The organism is Pseudoscardovia suis, from assembly GCF_002797875.1.
GTDB classification, from domain to species: domain Bacteria; phylum Actinomycetota; class Actinomycetes; order Actinomycetales; family Bifidobacteriaceae; genus Pseudoscardovia; species Pseudoscardovia suis.
Genome location: NZ_PGFC01000001.1, coordinates 53,678 through 77,879 on the forward strand (window position 1 = coordinate 53,678; position 24,202 = coordinate 77,879).

Genomic DNA, 24,202 nt, shown 5'->3' on the forward strand with positions numbered 1-24,202 from the left:
CACAGCAAACCGTGCGACGGCGTTGTTTATCCCGAACTGCATCACTTCGATGAGCCGCAGGTGAGGGATGTCAGCGTCTTCGTGTGAGGAAGGTACGAAATCGTTGCGGAGCGGTACTTCGTGTCCACTCCGCTAAGACCCGTGTTGCACGCATAGTATTCGTCCTGGGTCAGCGAAAACGTCATTGTGTTGCCGCTCGGTGCCTTGCCGGTGAGGGTGTAAGGCCCGTTGCCGGTGCTGTTGCCCTGCACCTGCAGCGCCGACAGCTGCACGCTGGTGGGGTTGAACACCCCGGGCACGTCGAGGGCATAGTAGACGAGGCCTGCCGCGGAAGCAACGCCGAGCAGCGTGAGGATGATGATGACGGCGCGGCGCAGACCGGTCACGAATGCCAGATCGTACTTGAAGCAGGTGCGGACGAGGCTGAAGAGCAACACCACGAATGCCGCGTTCATGATCGTCGCCGTGATGACACCGGCGGCTCCTGTGCGCATTGCGTTATGCACGAAAATCATGGCGATGGACACCACAAGCGAAACGATGAGCTCCACGCGGCGTCCGTTCGTCAGCTTTTCGTTGAGCAGGCTGCGGCGCTTCACATCGACGGCATTGTCACCATCGGTCGTATACGAGTCTGCCGAGCTTGGCTGGGAATCCATGATGGACTCGAAATCCATGCCACGCGGTGCTTTGGTGGGGGTGCCGGCATTCGCGTTGAAGATGGCATTGGCGTTGAACGGCACGCTGACGCCGGTGTATGAGGATTGGGGATTCGCAGGATTCGCAGAGTTCCCAGCGCCTGCGAAATCCATGGCGCCTGATGGGCTGGACGGAGTCGCAGAGGCGCCAGAATAGGCGGCGGAAGGCGAACCCTGCCATGCGGAATTCGTGGACGATGCGTTTGGATCGTGATATCCGTATCCGTTGGGCGCCTCAGTGCCGGGGACATATCCAGCGGTGCCGTTCGAACCGTAATCGCGCTCGTCGCTCATTGCAATGCTCCTTCGCCTGGGCCCAATGCATGGTTGCGGGAGGGCCTTTTCCGCACTAATAATACGGCAGCCAGCCTGAAAAGATACGAAAAATTCGCGTCAATTGTGATGGAATCGTGGAGATTGAGATTCGCGCTGCATCCGCGCCCTTGTGTGGCGCGTGGTGAAACGGTTACAGTAACGGTGGCGTGCGGTGATCGGACGCGCGGCGCATTCGGTCGCTTCGCATTGTCGCATCGCATTGTCGTATTGAACGATGGCGTATCGCATGATGTCGTATCACATCATGTCGTATAACACTTTGGCGCATCACCTGATGGCGCATCACCTATGGAAGGACTTGGCACATGGCTTCTTGCATGGCTTCACACGATGGTGTTCACGACGGTGCTGGTGACGGTGCCGGTGCTGGTGCCGGTGCTGAAGACTATTCCGATGCATCCGCGCGAGGCATAACCCCGCAGAAGGTGCATGATGACATCCTGGAGGCGTTGCGACATGTCATCGACCCAGAACTGGGTCGCACCATCACGGACCTGGGCATGGTCGGCGGCGTGGATGTCGCGCCGGCAGCGCACACTGCGGATGCTGACGATGGCACACCCGCATGGGACGTGACCGTGCACTTGGAGCTCACGGTGCCCGGCTGCCCGCTGTCGGAGACGATACGCCGCCGCATCCGTGCCGCTGTGGTGAATTATCCGCATGGGAGGATTCGCCTCACTATTGAAACCGGCGTCATGGAATCTGCCAAGCTCAAGGCGCTTGTGGCGAGGCTCAAAGCGGAACGTCGGGCGAATCCATTCACCCGCAAAGGCGCCAAGACCCGCATTTTCGCCATCGCCTCAGGCAAAGGCGGGGTGGGCAAAAGCTCGGTGACTGCCAACCTGGCCGCCACGTTCGCCGCGCTTGGATACGACACGGCCGCCATCGACGCAGACATCTACGGTTTCTCACTGCCACGCCTGTTCGGGGTCAAGGATCAGCCAACCGATCTGGACGGCATGCTCGTGCCACCCGAAGCGTGGGGAGTGAGGCTCATGTCGATTGGCGTGTTCGCCGGCTCCGACCGCGCGATATTGTGGCGCGGCCCCAGGCTGCAGCGCTCGCTCGAACAGTTCCTGTCGGACGTGTGGTGGGGAGACCCGGACGTATTGCTTCTCGACTTGGCGCCTGGTACCGGCGACATGGCGATTTCCGTGGCTCAAGCGCTGCCCAACGCCGAGCTTGTGGTAGTCACCACGCCGCAGCCATCCGCATCCGAGGTGGCGGTGCGCGCCGGGCTTGTGTCGTTGCAAATGCCAATGCAAGTCGACGGCGTCATCGAAAACATGAGCTATTTCGAACACAAGGGTGAGAAGCTGCGCATATTTGGCGAAGGCGGCGGACAACGGGTGAGCGACCAGCTCACGCATGCGTTGGGCTATGACGTGCCGCTGCTTGGCCAGCTGCCCTTGGTGCCCGAGCTACGCGAGACCGCGGAATCAGGCAGGCCGGCGGTGCTTGATGAGAACGGCGAGCTGGCGCAATCCTCTGTGGCGAAGACCTTTGAAAATGTGGCGCGCGCCCTTATGCAGCGCGAACGCCCGTCGCTTGGCTGAGCCGTTGGCCACCACCTGTGAGTGGGCGGCGGCCAACGGCCCAGAGTGACCGATGTCTGAGTTTGCTGACTGCAGTTGCCAGTGACTGGATAGTAGATCGATAGCGGCTAGATGAATAACGGCTAGATGATCTTGCCGTCGAGGTGGTCCACCTCGTGCTGGATTATCTGCGCGGTGTAGCCGGAGAATCCACGCATATGGCGCGTGAAGTCAGCATCCTGCCACACGACCGTCACGTTTTCGAAGCGCGTGGCGCGATGCACATCCGTCAGCGACAGGCACCCTTCCTTCGTCATATAGATGCCGGTGCGCTTGGTGATCGTGGGATTGACCATCACCACATCGCCTTTTTCCGTCGAGACGATGATGATGCGGGTGAGCGAACCGATCATATTGGCCGCGAGTCCCACACATTCATCATGATGCGCTGCGAGCGTGTCGCGCAGGTCCTCGATGATCTGCGAATCAGCGGGAGTCGCTGGGCGCGAGATCTTGCTCAGCAGTTCGATGTCCGTCACAATGGGCTGTTCCATGGGAACTCCTTTCTTTGGCGACTCCATTGTAGTGTGATTGCGGATTGTCTGTGGCTGCAGCATGAATTGCGATTCTGTGATGCAGCAGCAGGGGCTGCCGCAGATAAAGAAAGGACCCGGTTGGAATCATCTGGATTCCAACCGGGTCCTAGGCTTCCGCGATTCATGCCGCCGAACCAAGCACCAAGCTCAGTTCACACGGCAGGCGATCAGATGTGGAAGTACAGCTCGTAATCGAGCGGCGTCGGCTGCAGGCGAGCCTTGTCGATCTCAGCATGCTTGATGTCGAGCCAGGTCTCGATGAGGTCGTCGGTGAAGACGTTGCCGGCGGTGAGGAAGTCGTGATCTTCTTCCAGAGCCTTCAGCGCTTCGTCGAGGGAGCCCGGAGCCTGCTTGATGTTGGCGTACTCTGCCGGAGGAAGCTCATAGAGATCCTTGTCGATAGGTGCCGGAGGCTCGATGTGGTTGATGATGCCGTCGAGGCCAGCCATGAGCTGTGCGGAGAAGGCGAGGTACGGGTTGCAGGACGGATCCGGCGCGCGGAACTCGATACGCTTTGCAGCCGGGGACTTGCCAGCGAGCGGGATGCGGATGGCGGCGGAGCGGTTGCGTGCGGAGTAAACCATGCACACAGGGGCTTCGAAGCCAGGCACCAGACGGTGGTAAGAGTTCAGGGACGGGTTCGTGAAGGCAAGCACGGAGGAGGAGTGCTTGATCAGACCGCCGACGTACCACTGTGCGATCTTGGACAGGCCGCCGTATTCCTTCTCGTCGAAGAACAGCGGCTTGCCGTCCTTCCACAGGGACTGATGGCAGTGCATGCCGGTGCCGTTGTCGCCAGCGATCGGCTTCGGCATGAACGTTGCGGCCTTGCCGGCCTGTGCAGCGGTCTCATGCACGATGTACTTGTACTTCATCAGGTCATCGCCTGCGTGTTGCAGGGAGTTGAAGCGGTAGTTGATCTCCTGCTGGCCAGCGCCGCCCACCTCGTGGTGAGAACGCTCGAGCTCAAGGCCGACGGCCTGCAGGTTGTGCACCATGTCGTCGCGCAGATCCTGGGAGTGGTCGATCGGCGGAATCGGGAAGTAGCCGCCCTTGACCTTGTTCTTGAACGCGATGTTCGGGGTGCCGTCGTCTTCGTAATCCTTGCCGGAGTTCCACGGAGCCTCGATGGAGTCGACCTCGTAGAAGGAGCGAGCCATGGAGTTCTCGAAACGAACCTTGTCGAAGATGAAGAATTCAGCCTCAGGAGCGAAGTATGCGGTGTCGGCGATGCCGGTGGACTTGAGGAATGCCTCAGCCTTTGCGGCGACCTGACGCGGGTCACGGCTGTAAGGCTCATCGGTGATCGGGTCGACGATGGAGAAGGCGACATCAAGCGTCTTGTGCTTACGGAACGGGTCGATGTAAGCGGTGGTCACGTCCGGCTTGAGGTTCATGTCGGACTCGTTGATCGCCTGGAAACCGGTCACCGAGGAACCGTCGAACGGCATGCCGTCGGTGAAAGCGTCGTGCAGGAACGCCGCAGCCGGCACAGTGAAGTGCTGCTGAACGCCGATGAGGTCGGTAAAGCGCACGGAGACATACTCGATGCCTTCCTTATTGATAAGGGCCTCGGCGTCTTCCTTGGTCTTGATGTCAGTCATCTGACAATCCTTTCGTCTTGAGGAATACAAGGTAAAGTGTAGGGTTCCGAGTTTCGCAAAGTCGCTCGTTACGTTACGAACATGTTTCGGGACGCGTTTAAGTATTGAAAACAGTGGCGAGTTGATGTATTGCGATGTGGTCATTGGCTTGCGCTGCCGTTGCGAAATCAATAAAGAAAGCGCCCCATCAAGGAGCGCTTTCGAATTTCGAAAAGAAGCACGGGCCGCGTCCCTTACGCGATGCATGGTCGGGACGGTTGGTCGATTGCGACGGTTGCGACAGCGAGTCGCCGCGTCAGTTCTTTCCGCGCATTGCGCGAGGGCTGACGTGCACGCGGGAGGGATCCATGCCCTTGGGCATGTTCATCGTGTTGTTGCGCAGACGCAGGGAGCGCAGGCGGTTGTTGAGGCTTTCGAGTTCGTCGCGGCGCAGCTTGATCTTGTGGCCGCGCACGATCTTGCTGCGCAGCTTGCGCAGCGGCACCTGCTTGGGTCCATTGCCCACGCTGATGCGGTAGATCGGGATGTCGGAGCCCTGGGTGATCTTGCGGATGGTCTTCTCCTGACGGTCCATGGCGCGCTGCACGCGGCCATAGTCTCCTTCGCCGATGAGGAAGATGCCGCTGAAGCTCGTGCCCAGCCAGATCATGTCCTTTGAACGGGGGTCAGCCCAGATGGGCTCTTCATTGAACGTGTATGCCTTGTTGTTGATGTTCTTGATCACCATCGCGGTGGCGCCCGGCCTGCCTTCGGCCATCGCATACATCGCAGTGTTCGAACGGTTGGTGAGCACGTACACGGCCACCGTGAAGCCGATCATGATGCCCAGAAGCACGGTGAGGATCCAACCGGGGATGCTGGTGCGGTACCACACGAGCGGCACGATGATCGAGATGATCACGGGGATTCCGAAGCTCAACGCCATCAGCAGCGGAAGGTGGGAGTCCTGCTGGCGTGTGAAATCGTAGACGGCGCTGAGCTGCTTGATGGTTCCGCGCAGGCGGCCTTCCTTCTTGGGCTTCTTGCCGTCGTTCTTCCTGGCGTTCGTGTCGTTCGTGGCCATGCGCTTCCTTTTGCTCGTGGGTGGATTCAACTGTTTTGCATATTAGCGAGGTGGCTGTATAGGGCGGCGCTGTGGCCTTCCTTGCGCTGTTCGCTGCGTTTGCGTTCTCTGAGCCTGTGTAGCGCCGCCTGCGTTCACGCCGCCTCGTTCACATCGTGTGCAAGGGGGAGCCGTCCGCCTTGAGCAATGCCTCGCCCAATGCTTCGCTGAAAGTGGGGTGTGCATGTATCGCCAGCGCAGCCTCGGTGAGGTGGATTCGATTGCGCACGATTTGCTGCGCTTCACCGATGAATTCCGAGACATGCGGGCCGGCCATGTGCACGCCGAGCACCAGACGCGGCGAATCGGGGGCGCTGCCATCAACGCCCGTCACGATGTCAATGACGCCTGTGTCCCCGGCGATTGCGGTGCGTGCGTTGCCATCCATGGGAATCGCTGTTTCGCGCACGTCGCTGAAGGTTCCGAATGCACCGGACTTCGCCTGGTCGGCGTCCAGTCCCACGCTTGCAGCCTCGGGAAGGCTGAAGACGACGCGTGGCACGAGCTCGTCGCGCACCGGGGCGGGTGAAAGCCCTGCCATCGTCTCGGCGACCACGCGTCCTTGTGCGAAAGCGCGGTGCGCGAGCTGTCGGCCGGCGGTCACGTCGCCCACCGCCCATATGCCCGTCGCCATGCCCGACGCCATGTCCGACGACGTGGTGCGCCCCCACGGGTCCGTGACGATGAATCCGCGGGAATCGCGCTCCACTCCCGCTTGTTCGATCCACGGAGCGTCGGTTGAAGGCGTGCGTCCGATGGCGACGAGGCAGTAGTCAGCGCAGAGGGCGGCGGTGCCTTTGCGCGTGGAGACGGTGACCGTCGTGGTGCCGTCGTCGGTAGTGCAAGATTCGACGGCGGTGTAGTCCATGAATGTCACGCCATGCGCCGTCATGCCGCGTTTGAGCGACGCCCCCACGCGGCGCGGCCAATCCGACAGCGGCCGGCCATGGCGCACCAGCACCGTGACGCTGCTGCCCATCGCGGCCCAGAAGCTGGCGAATTCTAATCCCACGGCTCCCGATCCGATGACGATGACGGAGCGGGGGATGACGGGCAGTTCCAATGCGGCGTCGGAATCGAGCACGCGGCCACCGAAGGGCGCTTCGGCGAGTGGACGGGGAGTGGCGCCGGTTGCGATCACCACATGACGTGCGCTGATGCGATGCCGCGTTCCATCGGCAGAGTCGATCGTTACGGTGCGCATGGGTTGCGCGTCTCCTGCCGCAGGCTCCGTGGCGCTCGCAGCGGTGGTGGCTGTGTCGATGGCGGATTGCCCGTGCACGAATGCGATGCGCCGTGCCTTGATGAGGGATTCGAGTCCATCGACCATCGTGCGCACGGCATTGTGCTGGAAGTCGAGCAAGCGCTCGCGATCGGGCTGCTGTGCGCGCGTGCCGAAACCGAGGCGTTCGCCGCGGCGTGCCTCCCATGCTGCGTGGGCGGCGTCTAGCAGTGCCTTCGTGGGAATGCATCCGCGGTTCAGGCATGTGCCGCCGGCATGTTCGTCTCGTTCGATGAGCGTCACATGCAGGCCGAGTTGGGCGGCGCGCAAGGCGCATGAGTAACCGCCGGGGCCTGAGCCGATGATCGCCACATCGGTGCGCGTCGGTATGTCATTGGTGAACGCGGGGGAGGGAGTTATGATCGCACTCTCGGTTGCTTCCTGTGTGGTTGATGTGGCCGGTGTAGTGGGGTTGGATGCGGTCTGATGATGCGTGGTCGGTGCAGCCTGCGCAGCCTGTGCAGTCGGTGCTGCCGACTGGGGTGCGCTGTGTGACGGTTCGTAGTGGTCCGGGTCTGCCATGAGCCCTCCTTGCGGCTTGGTGACACGGTGAGGATTCGCCATGCCATGGGTGCGTGTGCTGTGCCGTATGGGCGTATTTTATCGAATCGTGGCAGGGCACGGTGGCGCAGATGCTGCGTTTACCCTCATGGCGAAATGAAATGAGCGAAATGAAAGCACGATGTTGCACATGTGCTCTGCACTGTGCTCTGCGCGGGGCTGCCAGACACGGGTGGGGCTGTCGTAGCTGCATGAAATGCGACTGGAATTTGATTTTGCTTGCGAATGGGAATGTTTAATTATGGGATAAAATAAAAAATGTTGAGGGGCAATGACACTGAGGTGGGCAATGACGATGAAATGTCACTGAGGCTCAAAGAATACAAAAAACAAACAGAGCGAACACAATGCCCAATGAAAAACGCCGCAATGGAACGAATGAACCATTGCGGCGTCGACGGGTGCGGGCATCAGTCCGGCCAGTGTCCGCGCTTCTTGTAACGAGGCTTGGGCATGCGCCAAGCGCGGATCTGCAGAGCGCGGCTCCACGAGTAGAAGCCAGTGCGCTGGCCCTTGGCGACGGCTCTGTCGCCGAACTTCGCGATGAGCTTCTTTTTCAGTCCATGCCACATGACGGCAGCATCGATGATGGCGATAAGCATGTAAACGTATATCGCCACCATGAGCACAAACGCCACGACCTGGGACCATTGCTGCACGATGATGGAGGCGATGAGCGCCACAAGAATCACCGGCAGGAACCATTCGCCCAAGTTCCAGCGGGCGTCCACATAATCACGTGCGTAGACACGCCATGGAATGCGCTCGGCGGCTGGCATGTGCTGCACGTCGCCGGTCTCCATGGCCTCGTATTCGCGGTCCTGACGGGCACGATACTTCGCCTTCTCTGCCTTCTTGGCGGCCTTGCGGTCCTTGGGCACGAGCGGGCGCAAGCCAGCCTGCTGCGCCTGCTTGCGCTTGGGGGTGGGGCGGCCTTTGCCGGCGATGGAGGAGTCCGTGGTCTGTGAGGCTTCGGCGGTGTCCGAATGCGGCGGCACCTGCGCGGAGTCGGAGGAATCCTTGTCGCTCGATTTCCTGAAGAGTGTCATGCGAACAGGTTACGTTTATACCTAGACGCTTCAACGCCATCCCGTAGGCTTTCCCAATGGTGTGATTGGCGGCGTTGCAGCCATCCCAGCCATCCCCATCCCAGCCATTCGTAGAATAGATAAAAGTAAAAGCACAACAGACGTCGGTGAAACAACAGAGGTGAATGACATGACGGGTGAAGCGATGAACGTGGAAACCATCCGAGAACGGGTGAACGACGATTGGAATCGCATCGTGGCGATGTTGTCGGACAAGATTGCCTTGGCGAGCGTTTCGGCGCAAGGCATCACCGGCGAGCATATGAAGCGTTCGGCGCAATTCGTGGCCGATCAGATGAAGCTCGTGGGCATCGACGATGCGCACGTCGTGCAGTCCGAGAACCCTGACGGAACCCCTGGGGCATGGGAGGTCGTGGGCTCAAAGGTAGTCGACCCTCAGGCTCCCACCGTGCTGCTCTACGCTCACCATGACGTGCAGCCGGTGCCTGACCGCGCGGCATGGCGCACCGATCCCTTCACGGCGACCACAGTGGGAGACCGCCTGTATGGGCGGGGTGCCGCAGACGACGGCGGTGGCATCGCCATCCATTCCGGGGCGCTTCATGCGCTGGGCGGCGATCTGCCGTGCAACATCAAGCTGTTTTTCGAAGGCGAGGAAGAAATGGGCTCTCCGAGCTTCATCCCCTTCCTCAAAGCTCATCGCGATGAATTCGAATCCGACGTAATCATCGTGGCGGATTCGGGCAACTGGTCGGCGTCCATCCCCAGCCTCACCACGTCCTTGCGCGGCAACACCGACGTGGATGTAACGGTGAAGGTGCTCGAGCACCCCGTGCATTCGGGGCAGTTCGGCGGTCCGATCCTTGACGCGGTGACGCTCTCGGCGATGCTCATCTCCTCGATGTATGACTCCAACGGCGACCTTGCGGTGCCCGGTCTGGAATCGCAGGAGCCGGTCGGAGGCCTGCAACGCGACCTTGACGAAGCCACGTTCCGCGCGGATTCCTCCACGGTGCCCGGCTACCGGCTCGCCGGCACCGGCTCCTTGGCGCAGCGTGTGTGGACCAAGCCGTCCGTGAGCGTCATCGGCTTCGACGCCCACCCCGTCGACGGCTCGTTCAACGTCATCGCCAACACCGCACGATTCCGTCTGTCACTGCGCACTGCACCTGCGCAGGACCCCGCTGAGGCGCAGAAGGCGCTCGCGGACTTCTTGGTGTCGCACGCCCCCTTTGGCGCTCAGGTGAGCGTTGCCAATGGTGAGAACGGCATGGGGTGGGCGATGGACCCGGATTGCAAGGCAGTGGGCGTCGCAGAGCAGGCGATGAGCGACGCTTTCGGCGTCACGCCCGTGAACAAGGGCGAAGGCGGTTCCATCCCGTTCATTCCCGAATTGCAGCGTCTTTTCCCGCAAGCGCAGGTCATCGTGACCGGTCCCGAGGATCCGCAGGCCAATGCGCACAGCCCTAATGAATCCATCTCCCTGAGCGGATTGCGCAACAACATCGTCACGGAGGCGCTGTTCCTCTCCCGCTACGCGCAGTGACGGGCGGGTGACGGCTTCGGGGCGCGTAGTTTCATTGCGCTTGCGTAGGTTGTTCCGTTTTGGTCCCCTCGTGATCTTCTTCGACTAATTCGGTGTTTTCATTAATCCATTCCTGGATTGCCTGTTCCGTGCTTTGCGTTCCCATGGCTTTGCGAAGCAGCATGGTGTATTTGCGTCCGGTCGTAGCAGTAATGCCCATTTCTTTCGCAACTTGCGTTGCTGTGCGATGGTTGCAGACCATCTTAAGAATGAACTCCTCGACGCGAGGCGGAAGGCTGGTTGGGTGCATGCGTGTTGCAAGATCGATGTGCGCTTCTTGGCAAGTGCGGAAACCGTCCTGTGCCTGCCTTTCATGTGTCAGCATTTTGTGCAGGACGGCAAGTACCTGTTGCGGGGTCGTCTTTTCTACGACCCCTTGAGCGCCATTGCGTTTGAGTTCACAGGTATGGTATTCGGACATCTTCATAACCATGCCTAGAATCGGGGTCTTCGCCGACGCGAGTCGAAGCCTGTTGCAGATGAACGGCACATGGAAATCGTCAAAAGGCTGTGCCAGAAGAATGCAGTCAGGTAAAGGTTCCTTGGGGTGGTCGATAAGGCGATCTAAGGCGCTCATTCCGTCGAATGAGTGGAATGCCAGTTCGAAAGGGGTGTTATGTGTCGAAAGGTAATCCTTCAGGTAAGTGAGAGCGAACTGATCATTATCAAGAACTGCGAGTTTGTACGTGGCCGTTGGGCATTCGGTCGCATTGCGAACTGTATTTTGGCCGGTTTGCCGTGCATAGCCTGTTAGGAATTTTTGGGGTATCATCGACGGTCTCTCCTCCACGTCGTTGTGGGTGCACTCTCGTCACACCACTGCGGTTATGATAAATCGCCGGAACCCCGTTATGCAAGCTTCTGCGTCTTGATGGACAGTGACACAGAGAGAAGGCATTGATGGGTTGTTACAAGGATGCGTGTCGGATGGTGCTAGTCCGCGTAACGTTTTGTTGCCTCGGTCGGCGTGTGTTGTTTGTCTCTGAGTGCTGTAATGGAAGTGGGGAGAGCAAAGATGACTCGCCCTCTCATCAGATTCCATGGCGGGGATGCCATGGGGAGGAAGGATGTGGTTCGCGATGCTGCGAAACATTCGTAAGGCTGCGGCGTGTGTATCGTCGTTGCTTCTGTCTGCCGGCCTGTGTCTTGGCGGCGTGACAGTTGCAAATGCGACGACACGGTACGCGGTGAGCTCTGGTTCATGGTCGGAAGGTGATTACACAGGTACATGGGAGGTGTCGCCGACACACTCCCATGTGCATAGTACGGCTCTTGGCACGTATAGCTATTGCGAAGTTGGACAAGACGGAATTTTCAAGGAATATATGACAGTTCCGCCAGGGCGTCAATGCCGTGTCGATGTCTACGGCAGTTCAGATGCTCGATTCGATTATGCAATTTATCACCGAATTTAGCTGTGACCAGAGTGATGATTGATCTGCTCAGCTCTCCGCTGACATACTCTGTAGCTAACTGCGGCAGTGGCAGTCGGCTAGAGCTGAGCAGGCTATCTTGGAAAGTGCCGAGAGAGGAGAGAACCTTATGGAATGGTGCGGGATGTCAACTAGCCGACACCTGTTCCTTCGTGGCGCATGGAGATGGTTGCTGTGTCTGTTGTGTGCGGTGGTGGTGTTGTCGGGAGGCGCTTGCGGGCGTGGTGGCGCTGCCCCTGGGACGGGCGCGGGTGATGCCGGCTCCACTGCCTCCTCCTCGTCATCTGGGAAGCTGGCTGCTTCGCTGAAGGATTACATCGTCAACGTGAACAATCGTGTGCAGGGTGAAGCGTCGATAAGCGATTCCGAGAAGCAAATCCTTGCTCGTTCAGCGAAGAACGGCAAGGTGTCGGCTGCCGATTATCAATCAGCATGGAATGATTTCAGCAATTGCATTGTGGATCGCGGGTATTCCGCCCCGGTGCTGCATAAATTCCCCAATGGCATGTATCAGCTCGCAGGTGAGAACACAACCGGCGGTACCCAGGAACAGATGGGTCGATTGGGATCCGATGTTAGCGACTGCATGCTCAAGTATGTTTCGGATGTCGATAGCGTGTATCAAGTCCAGATCGGGAATCCGGGGCTGCTGAGTGATTCGGAGGAGGCGTTGGTGGACTGCTTCCACAAGACGGGGATGGTGCCTGCGAGCTATACGAAGGAGCAATGGTTGAAAGAACAGGCTGCGTCGCAGAAAGCGAGTAGCCCTACTTCGTCGTATTCGGTTGATATGAAGGATCCTCAGATTCGCGGATGCCTTGCCACATACGGTTACGGATTTCTGGATGGCACTGATCCGACTGAGACGGTTTGGTATCCATTCCAGAAGTGAGGTGGGTTTCGGCGGCGGGTCGTCTTCCTCCGGTTCGGGCTCGCCATCCGGTTCCTCATCTTCTCAGGGCGCGGGTCAGAAGGATTGCGCCGTCTTTGAATGGATATATCTCCTTGAGCGGCTTTCATGAGAACTCGTGGTCATGGCAGCATCTGTACTTTCCTTGACGTCGGTGACGTATCATCGGGCTACCGCTTATATGTTATTGGTGCTTCTGCTTCTCGGTCTGAGCCTCGTTGTGCGTAAGACCCAGGACTCTGATTGAAAGCTAGTGCAGGGAGGGATTTATTAATGGAGAATAGAGAATTCATAGTGAAGAATTTGTGATGATTCTAGTAGTTCAGGTCTTGGCGCAAGACACATCTGATACACTGACGTCTAAGGGAATTCATCAGGTAACGAAGAAGTTGCCGGTTCTCTCAGAGGGAGCACGATACATATGTGGAGTATTAATCATTCGGATGTAACGGTTACACGGTCGATGGCGGATGCACGCGGCGTACGCCGCAGGGCATCGCTTGCGATGGTTGCAGGTCTTTTCGCCTTGTTAATTGGGTTCAGTGGTACGGGCGTGGCTAATGCGGGCGCGTATTACGAGACTCAGATTCCTGAGTCGTCAGGCACGATAGAGCGTGGATATTGGCATGGCGCATGGCAGGTGACGACGACAAATTCCGAGGTGCATATCTATTCGCTGCAGGACACTGAATTCTGCGAAGCGTCGCAGAACGGGTCCAGGAATTGGACGAGGACGTCCTCGAGGCAATGGTGCCGAGCGAATAAACAAGGCGGAAAGTCCGTGGCGGGCGATTACGTCAAGTATGGTCTCGAAAATTGAATGCTTTGATCTGCGGGAGGAATCTTAAGATGATGAGGAGTCCGCGTGTTGTTGCTGGAGCCGTCGCGGTAATGCTTGCGCTTGCGTGTTCGGCTTGTGGCGCTGGTGCCAGCGGTGGGTCGTCTTCCTCCGGTCCGGGTTCGCCATCTGCTTCCTCGTCTTCTCAGGGGGAGGAGAAGATCGCTTCCTCGTTGGAGGAGCGTGCTAAGTTCCTGTTGGATTATAAGGACAAGGAGTACGCCCGGTCGGATGAGGAGACGGCGATGTTGCAGCGTGCCGTGGACAATGGCGGGGTGGTGAGCCGCGCGGATTATGAGGCTGCGTGGAACAATTACAAGCAGTGCCTGGTCGACAAAGGCTACGTGGCGCCGCAATTGTACAAGTACCCGCATGGCTTGTATGACTTGCCGTCGACCAACAGCAATGGGATCACGCAGGAGCAGGGCGAAAAGGCGCAGGCTGACGCCGTGTATTGCTATTCGACATACACCATGCAGGTGAATGACCAGTATAGTCTCCAGTTTGGAAACGAGACGCTGACCTCGGATAATGACCAGGCAATTGTTGACTGCCTTCATAAGCAAGGGGTGGCTCCTGCGAGCTATACGAAGGAGCAGTTCAAAAACGACGTCGAGGAGCGGAGAGATCGTCTTGCGTCTGGAGATGACTCAGCTTCACCGCAGGACGCATCAGCTTCTGCGAATGAAGAGTCTGCGTACCACATAGATTTCGATGATCCGAATGCGTCCGAGTGTCTGGTGGCAAATGGTTGGAGTTACGATAATGGGCTGAAGACTGAATGGAGGCCACTCGGCTGACGGGAGGAGAGGCTATCACGGTTGGAGGATTCATCGTTGAATCGGAGCATGGAGAGGTAGAGATGATGGTGAGGGGGATGTTTCGTGTGGTTGCAGGTGCCGTGGCCTGTGTGTGCCTGGTGACGTGCGGGGGTTGCGGCGGCGCGTCGGGCGGGGCTTCCCCTTCGTTGTCCTCCGCGGGCGCTTCGCAGCAATCCTCTTCGCGGCAGGGGGAGGAGAAGATCGCTTCCTCGTTGGAGGAGCGTGCTAAGTTCCTGTTGGATTATAAGGACAAGGAGTACGCCCGGTCGGATGAGGAGACGGCGATGTTGCAGCGTGCCGTGGACAATGGCGGGGTGGTGAGCCGCGCGGATTATGAGGCTGCGTGGAACAATTACAAGCAGTGCCTGGTCGACAAAGGCTATGTGGCGCCGCAGCTGGTGACCTATCCTAACGGGATACACGATCTGCCGAGGGGAGATCCCAGTGCGCGTCTTTCGACGGAGCAGAGCAAGAAACTAACACAGGATGAGGTGTATTGCTACTCGGTCTACACTATCAACGTCAACGATTTGTACAATCTGGCTTTCGCCAATGATGCGCTTCTTACGGATTCCCAGCAGGCGATAGTCGACTGCTTCCATAAGCAGGGGCTGATGCCGGTCAGCTATACCAAGGAGCAGTATCTCAAGGAATGGGATGAGTATGGCGAAACCGGGGACATGACTGTGTTCAGCTTCGACCCGTTGGACATGGGAATCCGCGAATGCCAGACTGCAAACGGAATGGGCGTGGATTATGGTCCTAATGACAACCTGCCCACATGGAAGCCCTTCGGCTGATGGGATAGGCGAGCTGTGAGGTAGGCGACGGCGCTGTCGCACAAAGACATGGATAGAAAGGGACACCCATGGGAAAATCAACAAAGAGCCAGAAGCCTTCCCGTGCAAGGCACGGAGTCTCGATGGCTTGGGTGTGTGTGCTCGTGGTTGCAGCAGTATGCATTACCGCAGGAGTGTGTGCCGTGTATCTGCCTGATCGCACGCCGGCGCTGCTTCAGCAGGCGAAGGAGGTCACTTTGGCTCCAGTGGAGACCCAGGAATGGAGTGAAACCCGGCAGATCACTCTCACACCTACGTTTTCAGCCGAGCGCACACTTACTTCGAACAGCAGCGGCATGGTTACCGCGGATTGGAGTGCGTCCGGGCTGGAGTCCGGTAAAGCTGCATTTGCGGTTGACGGACGACCGGTGATGGCGCTCGCCACGAGCCAGCCGTTATGGCGAGACTTGCATTATTACGACACGGGTGAGGATGTGCGTGCCCTCAACGATGAATTGGTGAGGCTTGGCTACCCTGCAGACGCGAACAGCGCCACCTACAGCTGGAACACTGGGAACGCTTGGGGCAAGCTTTTGGCGTCCGCTGGAGCTGCAGGCGCAGCGGACGGCAGCCTGTCGATCGCTGACGTGTTGTGGATACCTGAAGGGTCCGTGAGCGTGTCGGGTTGGTCTGCCAGCCTCGGTGCTCAAGTGATGGCGGGTTCCCAGCTTGCAACGGTTCCCGGCGTGTTGCAGAAGCTCACCATTGGAGGCGCCTCGGTGGGGAATGCTGACCGCACCGTGACGCTGTATGGCCTGAGCGCCACGCTGCCCGCAGGACAAACGGAAATCACCGACCGGGCATTTCTCGATGCTCTTTCTGCTTCTCAATCATGGAAGTCGCAGAGCGCTGATTCTTTGCTTGCGGGAGTCTCCGGCAGTATTTCGACGGGAGACTCCACTCATGTGTTGCGTGTGCCTGCCGCCGCGGTGTATGGCATGGATGAAACAGGCACGAACGGGTGCATCATCGTGGATGGCAAGACCGTGCATGTTTCGATTGCGGGAGCTCAGATGGGCGTGAGTCTGGTGACTGCCACCGATGGCAGCGACATCGATGCGATGCACAACGTCACGGTCGGGTCGGCTTTGAGGAGCGCGACATGCGAGTGACAGCGGTGGATGTGGCCCACCGGTTCCCTGGAACTGACATCCTCTTCGAACACCTGAGCTTCACGGTGGAGCCTGGGCAGGTGGTGGCGCTGTGCGGTCCGTCCGGCTGCGGCAAATCAACGCTTCTCTCCATCCTTGCCGGGTGGGAGAAGCCGTGGGCGGGCCACATCGAGCGCGAAGGAATCGGCCGCGTGGGCTGGGTGTTCCAAAACCCCTACGGCGTGGCAAACCGCAGTGCTCTTGACCACGTCGCCTTCCCGCTGCTTGCCAAAGGACTCAGTCGCAAGGAGGCTGAGGCGCAGGCACGGGAGGCATTGGCGCTGTTCTCTCTTGAAGACGTCGCCGATCGGCGTTTTGCCGAACTTTCCGGCGGCGAGGCACAGCGTCTCATGCTTGCCCGTGCCGTATGCTCTCACCCTGACATGCTCCTCGTGGACGAACCGACCGCTCAGCTTGACACCCGCACCGCCGAATCCGTGAGCCGTGTGCTGGGCAACCTTGCAGGGCAGGGCATGATCGTATTCGTTGCCACCCATGACCCACACACGCGCGATGCGTGTGATCGTGTAATCGACCTTGCGGATTATGCGCCTGCGGAGGATGAGACCGAAGAGGAGTCCGAGAGTCCCGATAAAGCGGCTGAGGAACTTGCGCCTGCATTGCAAGAACCCGCATTGCAAGAAACTGAAGTAAACAATCAGACAACAGCAGATCGGTCTGCCGAAGACAGTGCGCCGATGCGTATGGCGGCGAACCATCCGAACAGGCGGATGCGTTTGCGCTGCGTGTGCTCCGAAGCCCACCGTAACCTGTCGCTGGGCGTCACCCACGCGTTAGTGTTTCTGCTGATCATGCTTGTGGCGGCACTGCTGCTTGGCGGTTATGATGCGCTCAGCATTGTTGCGCTGCAGAACCAAGCGGTGACGCGAGTCTCTACCATGGCCGATGTGCGCGACGTGCTGGGCGGCGCGGTGGACGGTGTGGCATGCGACGGACTGAGCCTTGATTCTGATGCCGTGCGTGAATCCGGCGCGTTGCGGTCCGGTGATTCCGTGATCCCCACGGCAACTCCGCGTCAAGAAGTGCCGGTGTATGAGGTGAGCCCCGGCATGATTCAGTTGATTGCTGACTCCGAGCGATCCTCATCCGTTACCGCGGATGCCAGCAAGGTGTGGGTTTCTGACGAACTCGCTGACCTCTTCGGCATCACCGACGGATCGGTGGTGCCTACCAACAAGGGCACGATGACGGTGGGCGGCGTATTCGACTGGCCCAACGATGGGCGAGACACACGCTTCTCGTTCGCATTCCTTGTGCCCGCAAGTGCATCCGATGGCCAGTTCCAGGAATGCTGGGCGCAGCAATGGCCGGTGGATGACCAGCTCGACGCATTGTTGTATACGACAGTGGTGGCTGACCAATCATCCCAGAACGTGGGTGTGCTCAGCGTGAACAACAGCTATTCCGCTTGGGATGCCGAAGCCTCTTACCAATCGCGTGCCACGCGCATCGCGCCGTGGATTGGCCTTGGCGTTGGCGTGGCATGCGGTGCCATTGCCGTCATACGGCGGCGCCTGGAATACGCAGGCGCGCTTCATGCCGGGCAGTCGCGCGGATCATTGCTGTTGGGCATCACGTTGGAAACGCTGACGTGGGCGGGGCTCGCGGCCTTGTCGGCCGGCATGCTGCTTGCAGGTCTTTGCGTGAGGCTGTGCCCCGCCGACACGGCGACTGTGATGCAGCAGTGTGTGCGGGTGCCGGTGGCGATGTTCGCCGGTGCCGTGGTGATGGCGCTGTTCATCGGCTTGTGCATTCGCGAGTCCCGACTGCTCAAGTACTTCAAGAGCCGGTAGCGGCCCTATGATGGGGTGCATGCCCATTAGTTCTGCAGTGCTCGAGAATCCCAAATCCGACCGCATCCGTCATGTTGCCGATCTTGCGTCCCGCCATACGCGGCGCAAGATCGGCAAGTTTTTGGTGGAAGGGCCGCAAAGTGTGCGGGAAGCGGTGCGGTTCATGCCATCCGCCGTGCATGACCTGTATGTGAGCGCTTCGCTTATGCATAATTCGCACAGCGCCGCGGAGGCGATTGCCTTCGAAGCGGACCGTGAAGGAATCTACGTGCACCCTTGCAGCGGCGCCGTGATGGATCGGATCAGCGCCGATTGCCAAGGCATCGCCGCGGTCATGGACTGTGAAGCGGTTGAGCATGTTGCCACTAAGCCTATCGATGAACGGCTTGCTGCCGACGGTGACGGGCGCGGCGGTCTCGTCGCCGCTTGCTGGCAGGTGCGCGATCCAGGCAATGCCGGCACCATCGTTCGCGTGGCAGATGCCGCGGGATGCTCCGGGGTCATCCTTGTGGATGATTGCGTGGACGTGACCAACCCCAAGGTCGTGCGAGCCACGGCAGGGTCTCTCTTCCACATTCCCGTGGTGAGGCTCGGCGTCGACGGTTTCTTCGGGTGGGCCGCCGAACGCAACGTGCATGTAACCGCAGCCGATGTCTACGGCACGTCCCAGCGTCCGCCGATCGGCCTGCCCGACATGCTTGCTGCCACCGATGGCGCGCAGACATCCCAGACCCGCGCTGTGCTCTTCGGCAACGAGGCGCGTGGCCTTGAGGAGGGCACCGTCAACCGGTGTGATGACGTGGTGACCATACCTATATATGGGAAGGCTGAATCGCTCAACGTCGCCACAAGTGCAGCCGTGCTGCTTTATGCGTTCGCCATGCGGAGCGCGGCGCGCTGAACGCTTGTCGCTCGGCTACAGTTGGTCGGTGGAACCCGCCGCGACAGCGTGCAGGGCCGCGCCATTCGTGAATGCGTGGCGCGGCTGCGGCCTGCTTGCGGTGCGCTCATGGTGCTCATGGCGCGTTTCACCGTGTGTTTCACCGTGCGTTCGCAGTGCATGTAGTGGTGCACTCGCGATGCGCTCGTGATGCAATTGCAGCACGTTCACAGGACGCCTGGCCATGTCGAGTCTGACCATGACAATGTTTTTCATGGACGCCGCGCCCGCCCGTGTCGGCGGCAGCGCCCGAAACCAGGGAACCAGAAAGGTAATCCAGTGGTAGATAGCTCAACGTTTGACGCCGCCGCGCTGACGGCGGCCATCAACGAAGGAATCTCCAAGGTCAACGCCGCGACGACGCTTGACGAACTCCACGCGGTGCGCACGCAATACGCTGGCGCTGATTCCGCACTCGCGGCGGCCTCCAAGGCCATCGGCGGCCTGCCCAAGGACCAGAAGAAGGACGCCGGCAAGACGCTCGGCAAGCTTCGCGCCGACTTTGGTCGCGCCTACGGCCCCAAGGAAGAGCAACTCAAGCAGGAAGCCGAGGCAGCGGCGCTCACAGCTGAGCGCGTCGATATGACCCAGCCGGTGGAACGCAAGCCGCTGGGCGCACGCCATCCGCTGCCCAAGCTGCTGGAGGATGTGGAAGACTTCTTCGTCTCCATGGGCTGGCAGATTGCCGACGGCCCCGAGGTCGAAACGGAATGGTACAACTTCGACGCCCTGAACTTCGGCCCCGACCATCCGGCGCGTCAGATGCAGGACACCTTCTACGTCAAGGGCAACCAGGCGAAGGATGCCGCCGGCTTTGTGGGCTCCAACATCGTGGTGCGCACGCAGACGTCGTCCGACCAAGTGCGTTCGCTCATCGAACGCGGCGTGCCGCTGTACATCGCCTGCACCGGCCGCGTCTACCGCACCGACGAGCTGGATGCCACGCACACCCCGGTCTTCCACCAATGCGAAGCGCTCGCCATCGACAAACACCTGACGATGGCTGACCTCAAGGGCGTGCTCAACAAGCTCGCCGTCGCGATGTTCGGACCGGACGCCAAGGCACGCCTGCGCCCCAGCTACTTCCCGTTCACCGAGCCGAGCGCCGAGATGGATCTGTGGTTCCCCGACAAGAAGGGCGGCCCCGGCTGGATTGAATGGGGCGGCTGCGGCATGGTGAACCCCAATGTGCTCAAGTCCGCCGGCATCGACCCCGATGTGTATTCCGGTTTTGCATTCGGCGTCGGCATGGAGCGCACGCTCCTGCTGCGCCACGACATCAACGACATGCACGACCTCGTGGAAGGCGACGTGCGTTTCAGCAAGCAATTCGTGATGGGGGAGTGAGCAATGCCTTTCATTGACATCGACTGGTTGCGTGAGCATGTGGCGGTTCCGCAGGACGAATCCTACGAGCAGCTCGCCAAGGACCTCGTGCGCGTCGGCCTCGAGGAAGAGGAAATCCACAAGTCGTCGGTCACCGGCCCCATCGTCGTGGGCTACGTGGTGGACGCCACGCCTGAGCCGCAGAAGAACGGCAAGGTCATCAACTGGTGCCATGTGGACGTGGGCGACGCCTACAACGAGACCGATGAGAACGGCAACAAGGTGCCACGTGGCATCGTGTGCGGTGCACCGAACATGCGTGCCGGCGAAAAGGTCGTCGTGACCCTTCCTGGCGCCGTGCTGCCTGGGGACTTCCAGATTCAGCCGCGCAAGACCTACGGTCACATTTCCAACGGCATGTGCGCTTCCGAGCGGGAACTTGGCTTGGGAAGCGACCACAACGGAATCATTCTGCTGTCGGAGCGCGGTTACACGCAGGAGGAATACGACGCCATCAAGCCCGGTGACGACGCCATCAAGCTGCTGCACATGGATGAGCCTCTTCTTGAGATCAACATCACCCCTGATCGCGGCTATGCGTTCTCGTATCGCGGCGTTGCCCGTGAATTCCACAATTCCACCGGCGCACAATTCACCGATCCGGTGGACGCTCTCAATGCGGCAGCCCCCGTGCTGGCGGCAGACAGCCCTACGGACGTGGACGTGATTGTGAACGACACCAATCCGATTCACGGCGTGCCCGGATGCGACCGCTACTATGCGCGCATCGTGCGCGGGTTCGATTCGACCGCAAAATCCCCGTCATGGTTGCAGCATCGCCTGCTGCGCGCCGGGATGCGCCCGATTTCGCTCGCCGTGGATGTGACCAACTACGTGATGCTTGACCTGGGCCAGCCGATGCACGCCTACGACCTCGACAAGCTGTGCCCGCCAATCGTGGTGCGCCGCGCCGAGGAAGGTGAGAAGCTCACGACCCTCGATGGCAAGACGCATGAACTGTCCACCGAAGACCTGCTTATCACCGATTCACCGGACGGCAAGCAGGGAAGCCGCATTATCGGCCTTGCCGGCGTCATGGGCGGCCTCTATGGCGAGGTGACGAGCGAAACGAAGAACATTCTGCTCGAATCCGCGCACTTCGACCCGGTGACCATCGCGCGTTCCGCACGCCGCCACAAGACGCCGTCGGAGGCGTCGCGTCGTTTCGAACGTGGCGTCGACACCGAACTGCAGCCCGCCGCTTCCCAGATGGCGGCGCAGCTGCTCACTCAGGTCGCCGGCGGCGAGGCGAGCAACACGCCCACCGACTACAACACGGTGCCCCACCGCCAGACCATTCGCTTTAAGACAAGCGAAGTGGAGCGTCTGACCGGCCTTGACCTGAGCATCGACCGCATCTCCGAGATCCTCACCGACATCGGCTGCCGCTTGGGCGGCGGTGGCAATGGCGAACTCACTGTTGCCGCTCCCAGCTGGAGGCCGGATCTCACCGAGCCGTGCGACTTGGTCGAGGAAGTCGCCCGCATCGAAGGCTACGACACCATCCCCACGACCGTTCCGCCGGTGCCTGCTGGCAACGTGGGGCTCACCGCCGACCAGCAGCGTAAGCGCATGGTGGCCGACACTTTGGCGGAATACGGGCTTGTCGAAACGCTGACCTACCCGTTCGTGGGCGATGCCGACTTCAAGGCATTCGCGTTCGACCCCGCCACTGAGAAGCCCTACAGCGTGGAGATCGCCAATCCTCTCGCCGGCGACAGGCCGTTCCTACGCCGCAACATCCTCATCACGCTGGCCCTTACCGTGCAGCGCAACATTCGCCGCGGCATCGACAACGTGAGCCTGTATGAACTGGGGCATGTGTTCCTCGCTGATCCGAACGCGCCCGCAGTGCCTGCCCTGCCCGGTGGCGTCAAGCCCACCGACGAGCAGCTCGCGGCGCTTGACGCAGGCCTGCCCCAGCAGCCGCTGCATGTGGCCGGCATCTTCACCGGCCTGGCGCAGGACGACGGCTGGCTGGGCGACAAGCGTCCCGTGGATTGGAGCGACGCGGTGGAAGCCGTGCGCCGTATCTCCGACCGCCTGGGCGCCGGTCTGCGTCTCGTGCAGCCTGCTGTAGGCGTGGCAGTGCCGGAACAGTGGCATCCCGGTCGTTATGCTGCGGTGCAGCTTGCCGACGGCACGATGGTGGGTCGCGTGGGTGAATTCCACCCGCGCGTCAACGAAGCGCTGGGCTTCCCGCAGCATTCCGCTGCGTTCGAGCTTGACCTTTCCGACATCTTCGCCGGCGTGGCGTACGCTCCGCTGCAGGCCAAGCCGGTTTCGACCTTCCCGCCCGTCAAGCAGGACTTCGCGTTCACCGTGGATGATGCCGTGAGCTCCGATCAGGTCGAGGCCGCGATTCGTGCGGCAGCTGGTGATGATCTGGAAGACGTGCGGCTGTTCGACGTATTCAACGGCGGCCAGCTGGGCGAAGGCAAGAAGTCGCTGGCATACGCCGTGACGTTCCGCTCGCCCACGAAGACGCTTTCCAGCGATGATTCCGACGCGCTGCGTGCCGCGATCGTCGATGAATGCGCGAAGCTGGGAGCACAGTTGCGCGCATAGCGGCAGATGCGGCTGTGAATGCAGGGAAGGCCGGTCATGTGAAGGCATGGCCGGCCTTCGCCATGCTGGGGTTGTGCGGGGCTTGGGCAGCGAACCAACGGATAGCGATTTGGCGGGAGATTCGGCTGTGAGCATGATGCATTCAGGTGGTTTTCAGGAAGATTCCTATAATTGCTGACACAGTGAACGGTGAACCGATGAGGAAGGCACGGCCATGACAAACGCCAACGGGAATGACGCCTACGGGAACGTTTACGAAAACGTACAGGATCATGCACAGGATCAAGCGCAGGGTCAAGCGTGGGATCAAGCGCAGGGCAATGTCCCTGGTGCGGCGGGCGATGCACAGACTCCTGCAGGTGGTGCACAGGCCGCGGGCGATGCACAGGGGTCGCGGCCGGCATATGGCGCCATGCAAAGCGATTATCCGGGATGGAACCCGTATGTCTATGGTGCGCCTGATTCCGGCTCCAAGGGGTCGGGATCTTCTGCGAATTCCCCTGCCGCCAATACGCCTCAGGCGTTTCCGTTGAACGGATACGGTCGGCAGGGCGCCGGCAATGGAGGTAACGCTGGCGCGGGCAACGGACGTCAAGACAGCCTTGGCAACGCTCCCGCGTTCCCAGGACAGTTCTCAGGGCAGCAGACGGATGGTCGCAATGGTGCGCGCCAAGGCAATGGCGATGGCACTGGCAACGGCAACATCATGTGGACCCCGTATGGATCGGTGAACCTTGACGATCCTGCGCAGAACCCATGGTATGGCAGGTGGGATTCGCTGTCCGTGATCGCGTTCATCACCACGTTCTTCATGCCATTCGTGGGATTGGTGCTCGGATGCTTCGCCATGCACCGCACGCGTGTGTTTCACATGAAGGGGCGCGGCCTTGCGATAGCCTCCATCGTGCTCAGCGTGGTGCTGCTCGTGTTCCAGTTCTATCTGGTGCGCAGCGGCATGTACACGCAGCTGCTGGAGTCCATCAGCGGCACTTCTGGCTCGGGGTCGGGTTCGGCTCCGGCACCCAGCACAAGCGCCAGCAGCTCATCCAGCGCCTCCGCAAGCGTGTATTCGGCGTAGTACGGCGGGGCAGACGGTGGACGCGGCGGACAGCCGCGTCATTGTCTTGCCGCTGTGGACGCTGTGACAGTGC

General features: G+C 60.2%; 18 protein-coding genes and 1 pseudogene. 12 read left to right on the forward strand and 7 right to left on the reverse strand.

Annotated elements, in window-relative coordinates:
• Positions 1–41 precede the first annotated feature (41 nt).
• The gene (locus tag CLV65_RS00145) at positions 42–992 is read right to left on the reverse strand and encodes a hypothetical protein (protein ID WP_094691193.1); all 951 of its coding nucleotides are present in this window, start codon (positions 990–992) and stop codon (positions 42–44) included.
• 452 nt (positions 993–1,444) lie between these two features.
• On the opposite strand from CLV65_RS00145, the gene CLV65_RS00150 reads away from it, so the two are divergent.
• Complete coding sequence (locus tag CLV65_RS00150; protein WP_420848393.1) at positions 1,445–2,593, forward strand: Mrp/NBP35 family ATP-binding protein; 1,149 nt, start codon at positions 1,445–1,447, stop codon at positions 2,591–2,593.
• Positions 2,594–2,715: 122 nt separating this feature from the next.
• Here the strand turns inward: CLV65_RS00150 and CLV65_RS00155 are convergent, their stop codons facing one another.
• The 5 genes from CLV65_RS00155 to CLV65_RS00175 form a co-directional block, all read right to left on the reverse strand.
• The gene (locus CLV65_RS00155) at positions 2,716–3,126 is read right to left on the reverse strand and encodes a peptide deformylase (RefSeq protein WP_094691191.1); all 411 of its coding nucleotides are present in this window, start codon (positions 3,124–3,126) and stop codon (positions 2,716–2,718) included.
• Between the two features lie 209 nt (positions 3,127–3,335).
• On the reverse strand, positions 3,336–4,772 hold the full coding sequence (gene glnA / locus CLV65_RS00160) for a type I glutamate--ammonia ligase (protein WP_094691190.1): 1,437 nt from the start codon (positions 4,770–4,772) through the stop codon (positions 3,336–3,338).
• Positions 4,773–5,067: 295 nt separating this feature from the next.
• The gene (locus CLV65_RS00165; RefSeq protein WP_094691189.1) at positions 5,068–5,835 is read right to left on the reverse strand and encodes a DUF4191 family protein; all 768 of its coding nucleotides are present in this window, start codon (positions 5,833–5,835) and stop codon (positions 5,068–5,070) included.
• Between the two features lie 148 nt (positions 5,836–5,983).
• Positions 5,984–7,678 carry a dihydrolipoyl dehydrogenase family protein gene (locus CLV65_RS00170; RefSeq protein WP_158216097.1) on the reverse strand — a complete coding sequence of 565 codons (1,695 nt, stop codon included), beginning with the start codon at positions 7,676–7,678 and terminating at the stop codon, positions 5,984–5,986.
• 449 nt (positions 7,679–8,127) lie between these two features.
• Positions 8,128–8,766 carry a DUF3043 domain-containing protein gene (locus CLV65_RS00175; RefSeq protein WP_094691187.1) on the reverse strand — a complete coding sequence of 213 codons (639 nt, stop codon included), beginning with the start codon at positions 8,764–8,766 and terminating at the stop codon, positions 8,128–8,130.
• Positions 8,767–8,935: 169 nt separating this feature from the next.
• Here CLV65_RS00175 and CLV65_RS00180 point away from each other — a divergent pair, with 169 nt between their 5' ends.
• Positions 8,936–10,312, forward strand: a complete 1,377-nt coding sequence (locus CLV65_RS00180; RefSeq protein ID WP_094691186.1) for a dipeptidase — start codon at positions 8,936–8,938, stop codon at positions 10,310–10,312.
• A 31-nt stretch (positions 10,313–10,343) separates the two neighbouring features.
• On the opposite strand, the gene CLV65_RS00185 is transcribed toward CLV65_RS00180, so the two are convergent.
• On the reverse strand, positions 10,344–11,123 hold the full coding sequence (locus CLV65_RS00185) for a response regulator transcription factor (RefSeq protein ID WP_094691185.1): 780 nt from the start codon (positions 11,121–11,123) through the stop codon (positions 10,344–10,346).
• 785 nt (positions 11,124–11,908) lie between these two features.
• Here CLV65_RS00185 and CLV65_RS00190 point away from each other — a divergent pair.
• The 10 genes and pseudogenes from CLV65_RS00190 (at position 11,909) to CLV65_RS00245 (ending at position 24,129) form a co-directional block, all read left to right on the forward strand.
• Entirely contained in the window at positions 11,909–12,676 is a 768-nt protein-coding gene (locus CLV65_RS00190) for a hypothetical protein (RefSeq protein WP_144441871.1), read from the forward strand.
• Between the two features lie 571 nt (positions 12,677–13,247).
• The gene (locus tag CLV65_RS00195) at positions 13,248–13,514 is read left to right on the forward strand and encodes a hypothetical protein (RefSeq protein ID WP_144441870.1); all 267 of its coding nucleotides are present in this window, start codon (positions 13,248–13,250) and stop codon (positions 13,512–13,514) included.
• Positions 13,515–13,543: 29 nt separating this feature from the next.
• Positions 13,544–14,332: a hypothetical protein gene (locus CLV65_RS00200; RefSeq protein ID WP_144441869.1), complete on the forward strand. Its 789-nt coding sequence runs from the start codon at positions 13,544–13,546 to the stop codon at positions 14,330–14,332.
• Positions 14,333–14,409: 77 nt separating this feature from the next.
• Complete coding sequence (locus tag CLV65_RS00205) at positions 14,410–15,153, forward strand: hypothetical protein (protein WP_144441868.1); 744 nt, start codon at positions 14,410–14,412, stop codon at positions 15,151–15,153.
• A gap of 122 nt (positions 15,154–15,275) precedes the next feature.
• On the forward strand, positions 15,276–16,304 hold the full coding sequence (locus CLV65_RS00210) for a hypothetical protein (protein WP_094691180.1): 1,029 nt from the start codon (positions 15,276–15,278) through the stop codon (positions 16,302–16,304).
• A pseudogene (locus tag CLV65_RS00215) lies at positions 16,295–16,904 on the forward strand (ABC transporter ATP-binding protein); the annotation flags it as partial. The gene CLV65_RS00210 and the pseudogene CLV65_RS00215, both read left to right, overlap by 10 nt.
• A gap of 1,272 nt (positions 16,905–18,176) precedes the next feature.
• Positions 18,177–19,058 carry a TrmH family RNA methyltransferase gene (locus CLV65_RS00225; protein WP_094691179.1) on the forward strand — a complete coding sequence of 294 codons (882 nt, stop codon included), beginning with the start codon at positions 18,177–18,179 and terminating at the stop codon, positions 19,056–19,058.
• Positions 19,059–19,376: 318 nt separating this feature from the next.
• Positions 19,377–20,444 carry a phenylalanine--tRNA ligase subunit alpha gene (gene pheS, locus CLV65_RS00235; RefSeq protein ID WP_094691177.1) on the forward strand — a complete coding sequence of 356 codons (1,068 nt, stop codon included), beginning with the start codon at positions 19,377–19,379 and terminating at the stop codon, positions 20,442–20,444.
• Between the two features lie 3 nt (positions 20,445–20,447).
• Positions 20,448–23,051, forward strand: coding sequence for a phenylalanine--tRNA ligase subunit beta (pheT, locus tag CLV65_RS00240; RefSeq protein ID WP_094691176.1), 2,604 nt, complete (start codon positions 20,448–20,450; stop codon positions 23,049–23,051).
• Between the two features lie 214 nt (positions 23,052–23,265).
• Positions 23,266–24,129 carry a DUF4190 domain-containing protein gene (locus CLV65_RS00245; RefSeq protein ID WP_094691174.1) on the forward strand — a complete coding sequence of 288 codons (864 nt, stop codon included), beginning with the start codon at positions 23,266–23,268 and terminating at the stop codon, positions 24,127–24,129.
• Positions 24,130–24,202: the final 73 nt, after the last annotated feature.

Bases quoted from the DNA above. Each gene is read 5' to 3' on its own strand.
- pheT (WP_094691176.1), top strand. From the start codon at position 20,448: ATGCCTTTCATTGACATCGACTGGTTGCGTGAGCATGTGGCGGTTCCG.
- CLV65_RS00165 (WP_094691189.1), bottom strand. From the start codon at position 5,835: ATGGCCACGAACGACACGAACGCCAGGAAGAACGACGGCAAGAAGCCC.
- CLV65_RS00225 (WP_094691179.1), top strand. From the start codon at position 18,177: ATGCCCATTAGTTCTGCAGTGCTCGAGAATCCCAAATCCGACCGCATC.
- CLV65_RS00185 (WP_094691185.1), bottom strand. From the start codon at position 11,123: ATGATACCCCAAAAATTCCTAACAGGCTATGCACGGCAAACCGGCCAA.
- CLV65_RS00180 (WP_094691186.1), top strand. From the start codon at position 8,936: ATGACGGGTGAAGCGATGAACGTGGAAACCATCCGAGAACGGGTGAAC.
- CLV65_RS00245 (WP_094691174.1), top strand. From the start codon at position 23,266: ATGACAAACGCCAACGGGAATGACGCCTACGGGAACGTTTACGAAAAC.
- CLV65_RS00210 (WP_094691180.1), top strand. From the start codon at position 15,276: ATGGCTTGGGTGTGTGTGCTCGTGGTTGCAGCAGTATGCATTACCGCA.
- CLV65_RS00145 (WP_094691193.1), bottom strand. From the start codon at position 992: ATGAGCGACGAGCGCGATTACGGTTCGAACGGCACCGCTGGATATGTC.
- CLV65_RS00170 (WP_158216097.1), bottom strand. From the start codon at position 7,678: ATGGCAGACCCGGACCACTACGAACCGTCACACAGCGCACCCCAGTCG.
- CLV65_RS00200 (WP_144441869.1), top strand. From the start codon at position 13,544: ATGATGAGGAGTCCGCGTGTTGTTGCTGGAGCCGTCGCGGTAATGCTT.
- CLV65_RS00205 (WP_144441868.1), top strand. From the start codon at position 14,410: ATGTTTCGTGTGGTTGCAGGTGCCGTGGCCTGTGTGTGCCTGGTGACG.
- CLV65_RS00175 (WP_094691187.1), bottom strand. From the start codon at position 8,766: ATGACACTCTTCAGGAAATCGAGCGACAAGGATTCCTCCGACTCCGCG.
- glnA (WP_094691190.1), bottom strand. From the start codon at position 4,772: ATGACTGACATCAAGACCAAGGAAGACGCCGAGGCCCTTATCAATAAG.
- CLV65_RS00155 (WP_094691191.1), bottom strand. From the start codon at position 3,126: ATGGAACAGCCCATTGTGACGGACATCGAACTGCTGAGCAAGATCTCG.
- CLV65_RS00190 (WP_144441871.1), top strand. From the start codon at position 11,909: ATGTCAACTAGCCGACACCTGTTCCTTCGTGGCGCATGGAGATGGTTG.